This is a genomic window from Curtobacterium sp. PhB115 (assembly GCF_003752025.1).
Lineage (GTDB): Bacteria > Actinomycetota > Actinomycetes > Actinomycetales > Microbacteriaceae > Curtobacterium.
Genome location: NZ_RJKR01000009.1, coordinates 69739 through 86946, shown reverse-complemented (window position 1 = coordinate 86946; position 17208 = coordinate 69739). Strand labels below are relative to the sequence as shown.

The 17208-nt window shown below is 72.4% G+C and carries 7 protein-coding genes; all 7 read right to left on the bottom strand.

Annotated elements, in window-relative coordinates; genetic code table 11:
• Nucleotides 1-100: 100 nt before the first annotated feature.
• Nucleotides 101-1207, bottom strand: coding sequence for an Rv2578c family radical SAM protein (locus tag EDF19_RS13345; protein WP_123681372.1), 1107 nt, complete (start codon nucleotides 1205-1207; stop codon nucleotides 101-103).
• Nucleotides 1208-1255: 48 nt separating this feature from the next.
• The gene (locus EDF19_RS13340; RefSeq protein ID WP_123681371.1) at nucleotides 1256-2743 is read right to left on the bottom strand and encodes a malate:quinone oxidoreductase; all 1488 of its coding nucleotides are present in this window, start codon (nucleotides 2741-2743) and stop codon (nucleotides 1256-1258) included.
• A gap of 526 nt (nucleotides 2744-3269) precedes the next feature.
• On the bottom strand, nucleotides 3270-4322 hold the full coding sequence (locus EDF19_RS13335) for an aspartate-semialdehyde dehydrogenase (RefSeq protein ID WP_123681370.1): 1053 nt from the start codon (nucleotides 4320-4322) through the stop codon (nucleotides 3270-3272).
• Between the two features lie 25 nt (nucleotides 4323-4347).
• Nucleotides 4348-5613 carry an aspartate kinase gene (locus EDF19_RS13330; protein ID WP_123681369.1) on the bottom strand — a complete coding sequence of 422 codons (1266 nt, stop codon included), beginning with the start codon at nucleotides 5611-5613 and terminating at the stop codon, nucleotides 4348-4350.
• A gap of 116 nt (nucleotides 5614-5729) precedes the next feature.
• Nucleotides 5730-6329 (bottom strand): recombination mediator RecR, encoded by a 600-nt coding sequence (gene recR / locus EDF19_RS13325; protein ID WP_022908014.1) that lies wholly within the window; start codon nucleotides 6327-6329, stop codon nucleotides 5730-5732.
• Nucleotides 6329-9289: a DNA polymerase III subunit gamma and tau gene (locus tag EDF19_RS13320; RefSeq protein WP_123681368.1), complete on the bottom strand. Its 2961-nt coding sequence runs from the start codon at nucleotides 9287-9289 to the stop codon at nucleotides 6329-6331. The genes recR and EDF19_RS13320 overlap by 1 nt, the downstream gene beginning before the upstream one ends.
• A gap of 134 nt (nucleotides 9290-9423) precedes the next feature.
• Nucleotides 9424-17025 (bottom strand): choice-of-anchor G family protein, encoded by a 7602-nt coding sequence (locus EDF19_RS13315; RefSeq protein ID WP_123681367.1) that lies wholly within the window; start codon nucleotides 17023-17025, stop codon nucleotides 9424-9426.
• Nucleotides 17026-17208: the final 183 nt, after the last annotated feature.

Here is a 17208-nt window from a genome sequence, read left to right as displayed (position 1 = left end):
GGTGGCGGTGTACCCCGAATCAGGGTCGGTCCGGCGACCCGCTCGATGATACCGGCCCGCGCCGGGTCCTGCTGTCCCCCGAACGCGGACCGACCGGTACTCAGAACAACGTCTGCGCAGCGACCGGTCGGAGGAGCCTGCGGTCGAACCCCGGATCCGCGCGCTTCAGCGGCGACGTCGTCGGCTGCGACTGCTCCTGGGGCAGCGTCGGTCCGTCGGAGAACCCCATCGAGCCGGTCGCCGGGTCGACCCGGCCGAGCCCCACTCCGTGCGCCGCCAGGATCGGCCGGATGCGTTCGGAGAGCCACCGCCGGTAGTCCTTCGGCGCGAACGTGTTGTCCAGGTACATCGACCGGTACCGCGCGACGAGATCGGGCCGCTCGCGTCCGAGCCACTCGAACCACCACGGCTTCACTCCGGGACGCAGGTGCAGCGCCGAGTACATGACGCTCGTGGCACCGGCCGCCGCCGCACGCCCGACCGCGTCGTCGAGGTGCGCGCGGGTGTCGGTGATGTACGGCAGCACGGGCATCAGGAACACCGCGCAGTCCAAGCCGGCGTCACGGATGGCGCGGACCGTCGCGAGCCGTGCCGCGGTCGTCGGGGTCCCTGGCTCGACCGACTGCTGCAGCGTGTCGTCGTACACCGCGATCGACATCGCGAGGTCGACCGGGACGACCTTCGCCGCCTCGACCAGGGCCGGCAGGTCACGGCGGAGCAACGTGCCCTTCGTCAGGATGCTGAACGGTGTGCGGGACTCGGCGAGTGCCTCGATGACGCCGGGCATGAGCCGGTACCGCCCCTCGGCCCGTTGGTACGGGTCCGTGTTCGTCCCGAGGGCGATCGGGTGGCGGTCCCAGCTCGGCTTCCGCAGCTCACGCCGCAGCACGTCGGCGACGTTCGTCTTCACGACGATCTGCTGGTCGAAGTCGGCACCGCCGTCGAACTCGAGGTACGTGTGCGTCGGACGGGCGAAGCAGTACACGCACGCATGACTGCACCCGCGGTACGGGTTGATCGTCCAGCCGTACGTGCCCGACCCGTCCGCGCTCGGCACGCGGTTCAACGCGCTCTTCGCCAGGACCTCGTGGAAGGTCACCCCGGCGAACTCCGGCGTCGTCACACTGCGGACGAACCCGCTGTTCGACTCCATGCCCGGCAGGGCGTCACCCTGCTCGGCATCGATCGCCTGTCCACTCCACCGCATGCCGCCATTCGAACACACGTTCGAATGCGGTGCAAGTCCTGGACTGCGTCAGTGGTGCAGACCGAGCACCTTCGCCGTGCGCTCGAGGGTCTCGTCCGCGAGTTGCGGGTCGTCGCCGAGGTCCTGCCCGTACGTGGGCACCATGACGCGGACGGCCGGCTCCCAGCGGTCCCAGCGATCCGGGAAGCACTTGCGCAGCAGGCCGAACATGATCGGGACCGCCGTCGACGCCCCCGGGGAGGCGCCCAGCAGTCCGGCGATGGAGCCGTCCGCCGCGGTGATCACCTCGGTTCCGAACTGCAGCACACCGCCCTTCTCCTTGTCGGGCTTGATCACCTGCACGCGCTGCCCGGCGATGATCTTGTGCCAGTTCTCCGGCTCGGCGGCCGGCATGAAGTCGCGGAGCGCCTCGAACTTGGTCTGCTTCGACGCGAGGAGCTGCCCGACGAGGTACCGGACCAGGTCGAAGTTCGAGAACGCGACGCTCAGCATCGGGCGCAGGTTGTGCGGGCGGATCGACTTGAACAGGTCGAGCAGCGAACCCTGCTTCAGGAACTTCGGGCTGAAGCCGGCGTACGGCCCGAACATCAGCGAGGCGCTGCCGTCGACGATGCGCGTGTCGAGGTGCGGCACCGACATCGGCGGAGCACCGACACTGGCCTTGCCGTAGACCTTGGCCGAGTGCTTCTGCACGACCTCGGGGTCGTCGGTGCGCAGGAACTCACCGGACACCGGGAAGCCGCCGTAGCCGCGGATCTCCGGGATGCCGGCCTTCTGCAGCAGCTGCAGGGCGCCACCACCCGCACCGACGAAGACGAACTTCGCGGCGATCTTCTGCGTCGACCGGCCCACCTCGTTGCGGACGTCGAGCGCCCAGCCGTCGAACTCCTTGCCGCGGCGGATCTTCGTGACCTGGTGGTTCGGCTCGAACTCGACGCCGTCGATCTCGAGCTGGTCGAAGAGCTGGCGGGTGAGCGAGCCGAAGTCGACGTCGGAGCCCGCCGCCGAGTAGGTCGCCGCGATCGGCTGGTCCTTCTTGCGGCCCGGGATGAGCGCCGGTGCCCACTTGCGGATCTGGGCGGGGTCGTCGGAGAACTCGATGCCCGCGAACAGCGGGTGGTCCCGCATCGCCTCGTACCGGGCGCGCATGTACTCGACGTTGTCGGCACCCCAGACGAACGAGATGTGCGGCGTCGGGTTGATGAAGTTCGACGGTTCTGGCAGCGCGCCGGACTCGACGAGGAACGACCAGAACTGCCGGGAGACCTGGAACTGCTCGTTGACCGTGACGGCCTTCGCGATGTCGACGCGGCCGTCCGGGAGCTCGGGCGTGTAGTTCAGCTCGCAGAGCGCGGAGTGGCCGGTGCCGGCGTTGTTCCACGGGTTCGAGGACTCCTGCGCGACGCTGCCGAGGCGCTCGTACACGCGGATCTTCCAGCTCGGCTCGAGTCGGTGGATGATGGCGCCGAGGGTGGCGCTCATGATCCCTCCTCCGACGAGGACGACGTCGATCGGGTCCACCTGCTTCACTGCCACCCCACGATCCTAGCGGCGCGCACCGACAGGCCGGTCAGGAGCGGTCGCCTGCCCGCCGGTGCACGCCGGGAGGCCCGTGGCCGGTCCGCCCCGCACGCCCGGCCCGCACGCCCGGCCCGCACCGTGCGAGGTTCCGACCACGGTGCGACCCGCGCAAGCTCGCACACTGCCCGGAAGGCCGCACCGTGCGGGCCACCGGCCGCCTCACCTCGCACCGTGCGACCCCACGTCCGTCACCGCGCCGGGAGGCCCGTGCCTCGCACGCCCGGTCCGCACCGTGCGAGGTCCCGAACACGGTGCGACCCGCGCGGGCTTGCACACTGCCCGGAACACCGCACCGTACGCACCACCGCACCCGCACGCCCACCGCACCCGCACCACCGCACCCGCACGCCGGCCCGCGCCGGCGCGCTGCACCACCGCACCCGCCCGCGCGCCGCACCACGCGCGGCGCCAGCCCCGCCCGCCCCGCGCACGACGGAGGCCCGCCCCGCTGACGCGGGACGGGCCTCCAGGCAGAGCGACGCTACGCGGCGACCGTCCGCCGCGCGACGATGGTCTCGGCGATCTGCACCGCGTTCAACGCGGCACCCTTCCGCAGGTTGTCGTTGCTCACGAAGAGCACGAGGCCTCGGCCTTCGGGCGCGGACTGGTCAGCGCGGATGCGTCCGACGAACGTCGGGTCCTGACCAGCGGCCTGCAGCGGCGTCGGGACGTCGGAGAGCTCGACACCGGGGGCGCTCGCCAGGATCTCGGTGGCGCGCTCGGGCGACAGCGGCCGCGCGAACTCGGCGTGCACGGAGATGGAGTGGCCGGTGAACACCGGGACGCGGACGCAGGTGCCGGCGACGAGCAGGTCCGGCAGCTCGAGGATCTTGCGGCTCTCGTTGCGGAGCTTCTTCTCCTCGTCGGTCTCGCCGAGGCCGTCCTCGACGATGCTGCCGGCGAGCGGCACGACGTCGAAGGCGATCGGGCGGACGTACTTGGCCGGCTCCGGGAAGGTGACGGCGGAACCGTCGTGGGTGAGCGCGGCGGTGTCCTGCTCGAGCGCGGCGCGCGCCTGGCCGAGGAGCTCCTCGACACCGGCGAGCCCGGAACCGGAGACCGCCTGGTACGTGGTGGCGACGAGTCGGTCGAGCCCGGCCTCGGTGTCGAGGACCTTGAGCACCGGCATGATCGCCATCGTCGTGCAGTTCGGGTTCGCGATGATCCCCTTCGGCGCCTGGTCGATGGCGTGCGGGTTCACCTCGCTCACGACGAGCGGCACGTCGGGGTCCATCCGCCACGCGCTGGAGTTGTCGACGACGATCGCTCCGGCGGCCGCGAACTTCGGCGCGAGGGCACGGGACGCGGTGGCGCCCGCGGAGAACAGCGCGATGTCGATGCCGGACGGGTCGGCGGTCTCGGAGTCCTCGACCACGATCTGCTCGCCGCGGAACGGCAGCGTCGTGCCGGCGGACCGGGCGCTCGCGAAGAACCGGACCTGGTCGGCCGGGAACGCGCGCTCTTCGAGCAGACGACGCATCACGGCGCCGACCTGGCCGGTGGCGCCGACGACGGCGACGGTGAGGGTGCTCATGCGGTGCTCCTGATCGATCGGCGGGTCAGCGGCCGGTGCCGGCGTAGACGACGGCTTCGGCGTCGGCGTCGAGGTCGAACGCGCTGTGCACGACCCGCATCGCCTCGTTGAGGGTGTCGGCGCGGGTGACGACCGAGATGCGGATCTCCGAGGTGGAGATCATCTCGATGTTGATCGACGCGTCGTGCAGCGCTCGGAAGAGCTTCGCTGAGACGCCGGCGTTGGTGCGCATGCCGGCGCCGACCAGGGCGAGCTTGCCGATCTGGTCGTCGTACTGGATGCTCTCGTAGCCGATGTCGGACTTCGCGACCTCGAGCGCCGTCAGCACGGTCTGGCCCTGGTCCTTCGGCAGGGTGAACGAGATGTCCGTCCGCCCGGTCGACGCCGCCGACACGTTCTGGACGATCATGTCGATGTTCGCCCCCGCGCGTGCGACGTTGGTGAAGATCTCGGCGGCCTTGCCCGGCTGGTCCGGGACGCCCACGACGGTGATCTTCCCCTCGGAGAGGTCTCCAGCGATGCCGGTGATGATCGGTTCTTCCACGGTTTCCCCCTCTGCAGGGTTGTAGACGATGGTGCCCTCGGTGTTGTTGAACGAGGACCGGACGTGCAGGGTGACGCCGTGCCGACGGGCGTACTCGACGGCACGGATGTACAGGACCTTGGCACCGGAGGCGGCGAGCTCGAGCATCTCCTCGCTGGTGATGCGGTCGACCTTGCGGGCCTTCGGCACGACACGGGGGTCGGCCGTGAAGATGCCGTCGACGTCGGTGTAGATCTCGCAGACGTCGGCGTCGAGTGCGGCGGCGAGGGCGACGGCGGTGGTGTCCGAGCCGCCGCGACCGAGCGTGGTGATCTCACCCGTCGTGCGGTTGAAGCCCTGGAAGCCTGCGACGATCGCGACGTGACCGGCGTCGAGCGCCTCGCGCACACGCTTCGGGGTGACGTCGACGATGCGCGCCTTGCCGTGCTGCGCGTCGGTGAGCATGCCCGCCTGGCTGCCGGTGTACGACGAGGCCTCGACCCCGAGACTCTTGATCGCCATCGCGAGCAGCGCCATCGAGATGCGCTCCCCCGCGGTGAGGAGCATGTCGAGCTCGCGGCCGGCCGGGATCGGCGTGACCGAGTGGGCCAGATCGACGAGTTCGTCGGTGGTGTCACCCATCGCCGAGACCGCCACGACGACGTCGTTGCCGGCCTTCTTCGTCTCGACGATCCGCTTCGCCACGCGCTTGATGCTCTCGGCGTCCGCGACGGAGGAACCACCGAACTTCTGCACGATCAAGGCCACTGGCTGGTACTCCCGGAGACGACGACACCGCGAGGTCACGCGGTCTGACAATGGTAGTCGGTGTTTCGAGGATGTTGCGTGCGAGCGGGCTCCCACGCAACGATCCTGCGTGGCGCTCAGCCGCCGACGACCCGGCGGCCCTCGAACGCGCGGCCCAAGGTGACCTCGTCGGCGTACTCGAGGTCGCCACCGACGGGCAGCCCCGAGGCGAGCCTGGTGGTGCGGATGCCCATCGGGACGAGCAGTCGGCTGAGGTAGGTCGCGGTCGCCTCCCCCTCGAGGTTCGGGTCGGTCGCGATGATCACCTCGTCGACGGTGCCGTCGGCCAGGCGCGTCATGAGCTGCTGGATGCGGAGGTCGTCCGGACCGATGCCGTCGATCGGGCTGATCGCACCGCCGAGCACGTGGTACAGCCCGCGGAACTCCCGCGTGCGCTCGATCGCGGCGACGTCCTTCGCCTCTTCCACGACGCAGATCACGGCCGGCGACCGGCGCGGGTCACGGCAGATGCTGCACTGGACGTTCTCGGTGACGTTGCCGCAGATCTCGCAGAAACGCACGCGCTCCTTCACGTCGGCGAGCAGCTCGGACAGCCGGCTCGGGTCGAAGGACTCGGTCTGCAGGATGTGGAACGCGATCCGCTGTGCCGACTTCGGTCCGATGCCGGGCAGGCGGCCGAACTCGTCGATGAGGTCCTGGACGATCCCGTCGTACATCAGGCACCGTCCTGGTGGAGAGCGGTCTCCTCGATGAACTGGGCGTTGAGGATCTCACGCACGACGGCCTCGCCGTAGCGACCGGCGACCGGTGCGCGACGTGCCGGCGGAGCGGTGCGCGGCGCTGCGGGAGCCGCCGCGGTGGGCTGCTGTCGAGCCTGCTCGGCCGGAGCAGCCGGAGCAGTCGGAGCCGGTCCCGACGCCGGACCACGCCCGACCCCAGGGTCGGGGAACGGAGCGCCGTCATCGTACGGTTCGTCGTCGAGGGGGTAGTCGTCCACGGGCACGCCCGGCACGACGGGACCGCCGGGAGGCGCGACCGCCGTCGACGACGACGCCTGCGTTCCGGGGGTGGTCGGCTCTGCCGTCCGCGGTGCGTCCGACGTACCGGTCGCAGTCGCCTGCGTCGGTGCCGCCGGCTGCTCGTTCGCCGGGACGACCGTCTCGGCGGGGGCGACCGGCGCGGAAGCCGGAGCCGTGCCGAACGGGGCAGCCCAACTGGGTTCGACGGACTCGGGCACGGCATCGGCGGTCGGGTCGGTCGCGGGGATGGTTGCGACGGCCCAGTCGGTCACCGGAGCGCCGGACGGCTCCGGTGACGCAGCAGGAGCAGGCGCCTGGGCGTGTGCGGGCTCCGGTGCGGCAGTCGGAGTCTGCGCGGGGACGTCCTCGCGGGCAGGCTGCTGCGCGGTGCTCGACGCGGGCGCAGCGGTCGGCTGCGGTGGCCGCGCGGCCCCGGTGGCCGTCGGTGCCGATGCGGGTGTCTCGGCGGACTCGGCCGTCGGTACCGATGCCGATGCCGATGCCGATGCCGGTGCGGTGGTGGACTCGGACGCCGGGGCCGACGCCGGTGCCGTGGCGGACTCGGACGCCGGGGCGGCGGCGGACGCGGGCGCGGGGGCCGGTGCCGGTGCCGGTGCCGGTGCCGGTGCCGGTGCCGGTGCCGCAGGCTGCGCCGCCGTCTGGACGCGCGGCTGCTGCTGCGGTGCCTGCGTCTGCTGCGGTGCCTGCGTCTGCTGCGGCGCCTGCGACTGCTGCGGGCGCTGCTGCCCGGCGCCGCCGGGACCACGCGCGACGAACTTCACGCGGAGCCCGATGACGTCCATGATCGCCGCGCGCAGCAGTTCACTGACGCTGGCCGAGGGGTCGGACATCTCCTTGAACGAGGCGACGTCCTGCTGGCTCGGGAACGTGAGCGTGAGGACGTCCTCGCGCAGCGCGGTGACCTGCGCCGTGACGACGACCGACCATGCCGACCGCTTCGCCCGCTGCACGTGCTCGACGATCTGCGGCCAGGCGTCGCGCATCTGCTGGAACCCGACGGCACCGACCGGTCGGACGACGGGCTCGTCACCGATCGACGTGCCCTGCCCCGTCGACGAGGCACTGACCGGCTCGTCGGCGGACGGCGCGGGACGCTCAGGAGCGGGGGTCGTGGTGCTCGTGGGGGTCGTGGTGCGCGTGGACTCCGACGTGCTCGGAGCCACGGCGGCCCACGACGCCGCAGCGTCTCGGGCGACCGCACCGGTGTCCGCTGCGGTCTCCGCGGTCGACGACGCCGCGGGGGCAGGAGCTGCGGGAGCCTGGGCTGCGGGAGCCTGGGGCGCGGTCGACGCGGCGGGCTGCGACGACGTCGAGGTGGGCTGTGCGGCCGGCTGCTCCCGGCGGGGCGCCGGCGCGGTCTGCTGCACGGGCGCTTGCTGCGGCGCTGGAGTCTGCGTCGCAGCGGTCGGCATGCTCGCGGTCGCCTGGTGCCCGCCAGCGTCACCGACCCCGACGCGCCGTTCGAGCCGCTCGACCCGGGCGAGCGCACCACGCTGGGTGTCGTCTGCCTCGGGCACGAGCATCCGCGCCGTCATGAGTTCGAGGTGCAGCCGCGGCGAGGTGGCCCCGGTCATCTCGGTGAGTGCCCGGTTCGCGATGTCCGCGCCACGGGAGAGCCCCGTCGCGCCGAAGACGCCGGCCTGCCGGGTCATCGTGTCGAGCTCTTCCGGCGAGACGCCCCGCAGCACGGCGGCGGCGCTCTCGTTGGTCGCCGCGACGACGATCAGGTCACGGAGCCGCTCGAGCAGGTCCTCGACGAAGCGACGGGGGTCCTGTCCGGTCTGGACGACCCGGTCGATGGCAGCGAAGGCGGACGCCGGGTCGGCGACCGCGAGGGCATCGACGACGTCGTCGAGCAGGGCTGTGTCGGTGTAGCCGAGCAGGGCGACGGCACGCTCGTAGGCGATCGCACGGTCCTCGCTGCCCGCGATGAGCTGGTCGAGCAGGGACAGGGTGTCGCGGACGGAACCGCCACCGGCGCGGACCACGAGCGGCAGCACACCGGGAGCGACCGTGACGGACTCCTGCGTGCAGAGCTGCTCGACGTACTCGAGCATCACGGCTGGCGGGACGAGCCGGAACGGGTAGTGGTGGGTGCGCGACCGGATCGTGCCGATGACCTTCTCCGGCTCGGTCGTCGCGAAGATGAACTTGACGTGCTCCGGCGGCTCCTCGACCAGCTTGAGCAGCGCGTTGAAGCCCTGCGGCGTCACCATGTGCGCCTCGTCGAGGATGAAGATCTTGTAGCGGTCGCGCGCCGGGGCGAAGACCGCACGGTCACGGAGGTCGCGCGCGTCGTCGACACCGTTGTGGCTGGCCGCGTCGATCTCGATGACGTCGAGCGACCCGCTGCCGTCCCGCGCGAGCTCGACACAGCTCGGGCAGACGCCGCACGGGGTGTCGGTCGGACCCTCGGCGCAGTTGAGGCAGCGCGCCAGGATGCGGGCGGAGGTCGTCTTGCCGCAGCCGCGCGGCCCGCTGAACAGGTACGCGTGGTTCACACGGTTGGTCCGCAACGCGGTGCGGAGCGGGTCGGTGACCTGCGACTGACCGATCAGCTCGGCGAAGTTCTCGGGCCGGTAACGGCGATACAGGGCGGTGACCACGCGACCCAGGGTAGTCGGCACGACCGACATCCCGCGTGCCCGTCCACAGGTCGCGGCACCGGGCCAGACCACCTGGTGGGGCGCGGTGCGCGCCGGAACGGCACCGCGCCTCCCGGCCGTCGTCGTGACGGGCGGGAGGCGCGGTGTCGGAGCTGCGCTCGGGCTCAGCCGCGGCTGCGGCGACGGAACCCACGGGCGAGGCGGGAGAGCCCCAGCAGCAGGAACCCGAGGGCCACGAGGCCCGCTGCCGTGCCGGCGATCGGGGCGACGTCGGCGCCCGTCCAGGCGAGGCCGCCCGATCCGGTGCCGACCCCGCTGCCGGTGCCGGCCCCGCTGCCGTTGCCGTTGCCGTTGCCGCCGGGCGTGCCAGGCGCTCCCGGAGTCCCCGGGGTGCCAGGCGTTCCCGGCGTTCCCGGCGTGCCAGGCGTTCCCGGCGTCCCCGGCGTGCCAGGCGTGCCAGGCGTTCCCGGGTCGCCCGGGTCGCCCGGAGTGACCGTGGCGGCCTCGACCACCACGGACACCGTCTGCACGGCCGAGGTCGCACCGGCGACCGTCTGCGTCACCCGGATGGCGTGCTGCCCGACGGCGAGCCGGACCACCACCGACCATGCACCGGACTCGTCCGCCGTCGTGGTGACCGGCGTGCCGTCATCCGCGACCACGGTGACCGTCGCGCCCGGCTCCGCGGTGCCCGTGATCCGCCAGTCGACGTACCCGTCCGCACCCGCGGTCTGGCGCTCGCCCGGCGTCGGTGACGTGATCGCCAGCGGCTGCACGGCGTCGACCACGATCGGGACCTCCGGGGCGGCGGTCGTCGTGCCGTCGACCGTCTGCGTCGCGGTGATCGTCCAGCTGCCCTCGGGCACGCGGTCGAACGTGACGCTCCAGTCGCCGTTCGCGTCGGCGGTCGTGCTGCGGACCTGCCCGTTCGACAGGGTCACGCGGATGGCCGCGCCGGGGGTGGCGTGCCCGGTCACCGTGAAGGAACCGGTGTCGCCGGTGCCGTCGGCGGGGATGAGCTGCCCGGGCACGGGGCTGGTGATGGTGATGTCGTCCGGCTGGGCGACCACCACCGTCACGTCGCTCGTCACCGGGTCGGAGGTGCGTCCGCCGACCGTCTGCGTGACGGACACCGTGTGCTCCCCCGGCGGGACCCGGTCGACGGTGACGGTCCACGAACCGTCGTCGCCGGCGGTCGTCGTCGCGGTCCGACCGTCGATGTCGACGCGGATCGTGGCGCCCGGCTCGGCCGTGCCGCTCACCGGGATCGACGCGGTACCGCCGGTGATCGGCAGCACCTGACCGTCGGTCGGGCTCGTCACGGTGACCGGCGTCGCCGCGGTCACCGAGAAGTCGACCTCGGGTGCGTCGGTCGTGTCGCCGTCCACGGTCTGGCTCGCGGCGATGGTGTGGTCACCGGAGCGGACCCCTGGGACGGTCACCGCCCAGGCGCCGTCGTCGTCCGCGGTCGTGGTGACCGCGGTGCCGTCGTCGACGCGGACCGAGACCGCGGCGTTCGGTGCCGAGGTGCCGGTGACGCGCACGTCGGTCGAGCCGCCGAGCACCCGGTAGTCGGTGCCGTTCGCCGGCGAGGTGACGACGACCGCGTCCGTCTCGGCGACCACGACGGTGACGTCGCGCTCGACCGCGGCAGAGGTGGTGCCGTTCACGACCTGGGTGACCGAGACGGTGTGGTCGCCCTCGGCGACGTCCGTCAGGGTCGTCGACCAGCGGCCGTCGGAGCCGACGCGGACCACCACGGGGTCGTCGTCGTCCAGGACGATCCGGACGTCGGCGCCGGGCTGGCCCTGGCCGCTGACCGGGACGCTCGCGGTCGGGTCGCTGCTCGGCACCGTGAAGGTGGTGTCGTCGGCGGGTGCGGTCACCGTGAGCGCCGCGCCCGGTGCCACCGTGAAGGTGCTCCGGACCGGCTCGGAGGTCGAGCCGTCCACCGTCTGCGTCGCACGGATCGTGTGCTCGCCGACGCCGACGCCGTCGAGGTCCACGGTCCAGGTGCCGGCCTCCGTCGCCGTCACGGTCTGTGCATCGCCACCGTCGATGGTCACGCGGACCTCGGCGCCGGCCTCGGCAGCACCACCGGCGGTGATCGTCGCGATCGAGGACTGCTGGGCCACGCGGACCGTCGAGCCGTCCGCCGGGGTGGCGATCGTGATCGGGTCGGCCACGAGGACCCGGACGTCCACGGTCACCGGGGCGGACTCGGTGTCACCGATGCGCTGCGTGACGCTGACGGTCGGGTTCCCAGCGGGCACGCCGGGCACCGACACGCTCCAGTCGCCGTCGTCGTCCGCGGTGGTCGACTCGCTGCGGCCGCCACCGAGGTCGACCACGACGGTCGCCCCGGGCTCGGCGGTGCCGCTGACGTCGATCGTGGTGGTGGCACCCTCGCCGGCGACCGTGTACTCCTGGTCGGCCGTCGGCTCGGTGATCACGACGGGCGCGCCCGCCTCGATCTCGAAGGTGGACTCGACCGGCGCGGTCGAGGTGGACCCGTCGACGGTCTGCGTGACGCTGACCGTGTGCTCGCCGGTGCCGAGGTCCGGCACGTCGGTGCTCCAGGAGCCGTCGTCGCCCGCCGTGACCTCGACCGGGTCACGGTCGTCGACGGTCACCGTCACGGTGGCGCCCGGTTCGGCGTCACCGGCGACCGTCACGGTCGTCGTGGCGTCGTCGTCGGCGACCGTGATCGGGGCGTCGCCCGGCTGACGGATCGTCAGGGCGGCTGCGGCCACGACCGACACCGGTCGCTCGACGGCTGCGCTCGTGGTGCCGTTGACCGCCTGCGTCACCGATGCGGTGTACGAACCGGTCGGGACGTCCTCGACCGTGGTCGACCACCGTCCCTGCTGGTCCACGCGTGCCGTCGCGGTGCCGCCGTCGCCCAGGTCGACCGTGACGGTCGCCCCCGGCTGACCCGTCCCGGCGAAGTCGACGTCCGTGGTGGCGTCGTCGTCGGCGACCGTCACGGTGGTGGCACCGGCGGGCGTGGAGACGACGAGCGGGGCACCGGCGCGGACGGAGACCGCAGCGGTCACCGGTGCCGACGTCTGACCGCCGACGACCTGGGTCGCGGTGACGCGGTGGTCACCGACCGGCACGTCCTCGAACGTGGCGGCCCATTCCCCCTCACCGTTCGCGGTGACGGTCTGCGTCTCCCCGGTCGAGATGCGGACCGTGACGTCGGCGTCGGCCTGCGCACGGCCGGTCGCCTCGACGTCGGCGGTGCCGGACGCGTCCGCCACCGTCAGGACGTCGCCGTCCTCCGGCGTGACGATCGTCAGCGCGGTCCCGGCACGGACGGTGACGGTCTGCTCCGGACTGGAGGCAGTGGTCCCGTCCACGGTCTGGGTCGCGGTGAGCGTCGGGGTACCGACACCGACCCCGCCGAACGTGACCGTCCAGTCACCGTCGCCGCTCGCGGTCGTGGTGAGCTCGGTGGAGCCGAGTCGGACCGTGACCGGCGCGCCCGGCTGCGCCGTGCCCCGGACGGTGACGTCGCGGGTCGCGTCGGCGTCGGGCACGAGGAGCTCGGCGTCGGCCTCGGGCGAGGTGATCGCGACCGCCGCGGCGGCCTCGATCGTGACCGTGCGGTCGACCGGCTCCGAGGTCCGCGGGTCGGAGACGGTGCCCGGCAGCGTCTGCGTGACGGCCACCGGGTGGGTGCCGACCCCGAGGTCCGGGAACGTGACCGACCATGTGCCGTCGGCTCCGATGGTGACCCGCTGGTCGTCGGCGCCGTCGGTGGACGCGGTGATCGTCGCGCCGGGCTGCCCGGTGCCGGTGACCGTCACGTCGCGCTCGACGTCCGGTCCGGCGACCGTGATCGGGTCGGTGCCCGGACCGGTGATGGTCACGGCGTTCGCCGCCACGACCTGGAACGTCGTCGGGATGGCGCTGGTGACCACGCCGTCGATCTCCTGGCTGGCGGACACCGTGTAGGTGCCGACCGGTGCGAGACCCGTGGCGTCGACGGTCCACTGGCCGTCGGCGTTCGCGGTGGTGGTGAACTGCGTCCCGGGGCCGACCGACACGGTGACGTCGGCCTCGGGTTCGGCGGAGCCGGTGATCGGCACCGTCGCGGTGGCGTCCTCGTCGACCACGACGAAGCGGGTCCCGCTCGCCGGGGTGTCGATGACGATCGCGTTGCCCGGCACGACGGTGAAGTCGCGCGTGGTGGTCGGGCCGTCCGTGCCGTTCACGGTCTGCACGGCCTCGACGGTGTGGTCGCCGATGCCGAGCGACGTGCTCGGCAGCGCCCAGTTGCCCGCCGTGTCCGCCGTCACCTCGACGGGGTCGCCGTCGTCGACGGTCACCGTGACCGTCGCGCCAGGCTCGGCGGTGCCGCGGACGACGACGTTCGCCTGTCCACCGGTGCCGGCCGGGATCTCCTGGGCGTCGCCCGGCGACTCGATGACGAGGTCGTCACCGGCCGCGATCGTGAAGTCCCGCTCGATGGGTGCGGACGTCGCGCCGCCGACCGTCTGCGTGACGGTCGCGGTGTGGTCGCCCGTCCCGACGTCCGGCAGGGTCACCGACCAGGCGCCCTGCTGGTTCGCGGTGGTGGCGACGGCGTCGCCGTCGTCGAGCACGACCGCGATGTCGGCTCCGGGCTGCGCGGTGCCCCGGACGGTGACGTCGATGGTGGAGTCGTCGGTGGCGACCGCTGTCGTCGCGTCCTGCTCGGGGGCGGTCACGGCGAGCGCCGCGCCCGCCTGGACCGTCACGACCTGGCGGACCGCGGGCGAGGTGGTGCCGTTGACCGTCTGGGTCGCCTGGATCGTGTACCGGCCGACGGGGACGTCGGCGACGGTGACGGCCCACGTGCCGTCGGTCTCCGCCGTCGTCGTCGCGGTGAGCCCGCTTCCGAGCGAGACCCGCACCTCGGCGCCGCCCTCGGCGGTGCCGGTGAGGTCGAGGTCGGTGGTCGTGTCGGCGTCGAGGACCGTCACCACGTCGCCGTCGTCGGGCGAGGTGATCGTGATCGGGTCGCCGGCGGCGATCGTGAAGGTCGACGTCACCGGGTCCGAGGTCGTGCCGTCGACGGTCTGGCGCGCGGTGACGGTGCGGTCACCGACGGGGACGCCCTGGAACGTCGCCGTCCAGTCGCCGTCGCCGTCCGCGGTCACCGTCGTCGTGAACGAGCCGCCGATGCCGACCGCGACCTGCGCGTTCGGTGCCGCGGTGCCAGAGACGACCACCGGGGTCGTCGCGGTGTCGTCGGAGACCGTGATGGTGCTGCCGTCGATCGGCTCGTCGATGGTGACGTCCGGCGCCGCCGTGACCGTGAAGTCACGCTCCACCGGTGCGCTCGTCGAGGCTCCGACGGTCTGCGTGACCTGCGCGGAGTAGTCGCCCTCCGGCACGTCGGTGACGCTCGTCGACCAGGTACCGCCGGCGTTCGCGGTGGTCGTGCCGGTCAGGCCGCCCCCGAGGTCGATGTCGATGCGGGCGCCGGGTTGGGCGCTGCCCGAGAACGGGACCGAGCGGGTGTCACCCGCGAGCGGGAAGTCCTGGTCCGCGGTGGGGACGTCGACGGTCAGGCCGGCGGCCGCGACGACCCGGAACGACCGGGTGACGGGGCTCGAGGTGGTGTCGCCCACGGTCTGCGTGACGCTCGCCGTCTGGTCGCCCACCGGGACGCCGGGCACCGTGACGCTCCACGCGCCGCTGCCGTTCGCCGTGCCGGTCGCGGTCAGGCCGCCACCGAGGTCGACGGTGATCCGGGCGTTCGCGGTCGCGGTGCCGGTCAGGGTGACGGGTGAGGTGGCACCCGTCGTCGTGAAGGTCTGGCCGACGGTCGGCGTGGTGATCGTCAGCGCCTGTTGGGCGACGACCGAGAACGTCTGCGTCGCGGTCCCCGCTGCCGTCCCGCCGACGGTCTGCGTTGCGGTGGCCGTGTAGTCACCGGTCGGGACGTTCGGGATCGAGGTCGTCCAGGTGCCGTTCGCGGCGACCGTCGCCGTGCCGGTGCGGCCCCCGCCGAGGCTCACCGCGATCGCGGCTCCGGGCTCGCCGGCACCGCTGACGGTGATGCTCCTGGTGGACGAGGCCGAGGGGACGCTGAACTGCTGGTCCGTGGTCGGCGCGGTGATCGTCGGCGGTGCGATCGCCGTCGCACGCACGGTCGAGGTTGCGAGGTCGACGGTGGCGACGTTCGCACCGGGGAGCACCGAGAGTCGCAACGCGTGGACGCTCCGGGACCCGGCGTCGGTCCCGCGGGGGTCACGGAAGCCGGTGGTGTCCTGCGCGTTCACGGTCAGGTCGATGACCTGACGGAGCAGCAGCACGACGGGGCTGAGCAGAGTCGACACCGCCGTCGTGGTGTTGGTGAGTGTCGTGCCGAGCGTCGTCAGGGCGGTGCCGGTGACGAGGGGCCGGACGACGGTCTGCAGTGCCGGGATCACGATGGAGTTCACGGCAGGGGCGAGCAGCGTGCCGAGCGCGTTCAGGCCGAGCGGACCGCCGGTGGCGGTGACGGTGGCCGTGGCGGGCGCGGTGCCGGACAGCGCGCCGAGCGTGGTGTCCGCTCGGAGCGCCAGGGCGGCGAGCGGCACACCGGCCAGGTTGACGTTCGCGCGGACGTTCACCGCGACGGCCGTCGAGTTGATGGTGTTCACGACTGCGGTCTGCAGCGCCGTTGGTAGCTGGGTGCCGAGGATCGTCGTGATGCTCTGGTTGATCGAGGCGACGGCGGCGGCGGTCAGCACCGGGGTGTTCGCCGGCTGGCCGTTCAGCGTCGTGAGCTTGTCGAGGTCGACGGTGATGGTGCCGTCCGCCGGGGTGATCGTCACCGCGCCGTCGGTCAGCGGCTGGGCGAGCACCTGCTCGAGCGTGCCGTCGAGGTTGAGGTTCACCGATGCGGTGACGGTCGTCCCGTTGACGTTGACCAGACCGAGGGTCGTCGTCCGCAGCAGCCGCTGGAGGTCCGCGGTCAGCGCCGTCGTCGTGCCGGACAGGGCGCCGTTCGCCCCGACCGCAGTGTTCACCGTGCTCGAGAGACCGCGGAGGTCGGTCCGCAGCGACGTGGTGAGGCCCTGGACGGCCGGGCTCGTCAGGCTGAGGTTCGCGCCCGCGATGCGGTAGTCGCTCGTCGTGCCGACGGTCGTGCCGCGGGTCGCCTGGATGCGGGAGGCGAGGGCACCGACCTGGAGCTGGGCGTTCGAGAGCACCGTCGTGTCGGCGCCCACCCGCGAGAACAGCGGGTTGAGGTTCAGGGTCGCGCCGCTGGTGCCGGAGCCGTTGCCGACACCGATGCCGCCGTCGTTCGTGACGAGGCCCGAGGAGGCCGTCGCACCGTTCGCCGAGGTCGTGGCGTACTGGCCGTCGACCCCGAGCGTGAGGATCCCGTTCGTGCCGAGCAGGTTGACGTCGTTGCCGAGGTTCACCCCGATGGCGTTCAGCGCCTCGACGTTGAGGGGCTGGTTCGTGGTGCCGCCACCGGTGGTCGCGCCGCGGGCCGAGTACGCGCCACCGAGCTGGGCGATGTCGTCGACGTTCACGATGCCGGATCCGCTGAGCAGCAGCCCCTCGGCCTCGGCCACGTCGGCCGGTGCCGCGGCTGCCGGCTGGATCGCCACGGTGGCGGCGATGAGCGCCGTCACCGTGGCGATGACTCCGCCGCGCAGCAGGAGACGGCGATCGTCCGACGCTCGTCGTCGAGCGTGGCCGGCGCCGGTGATCCGTCGTGTCCAGTCGTTCGCTGTCGCCAGTACCCGGGTACCGCGCAGCGACGCGTGCTTGCGCATGCGTTTCTCTCATCCTGGCGGGACACGCCCGCCACCTGATCCTCGGAACTCCCCCGCTGGTGAGGCGGAGGAGGCAGGAATCCTGGTTGGGGATTCCTGAGGCCGATCTTTACACACGATCAGGTTGCTGTCCGCAACCCGTTACGAAAAGGACACCAGGAGACGCAGAGTCGCACGAGTGCA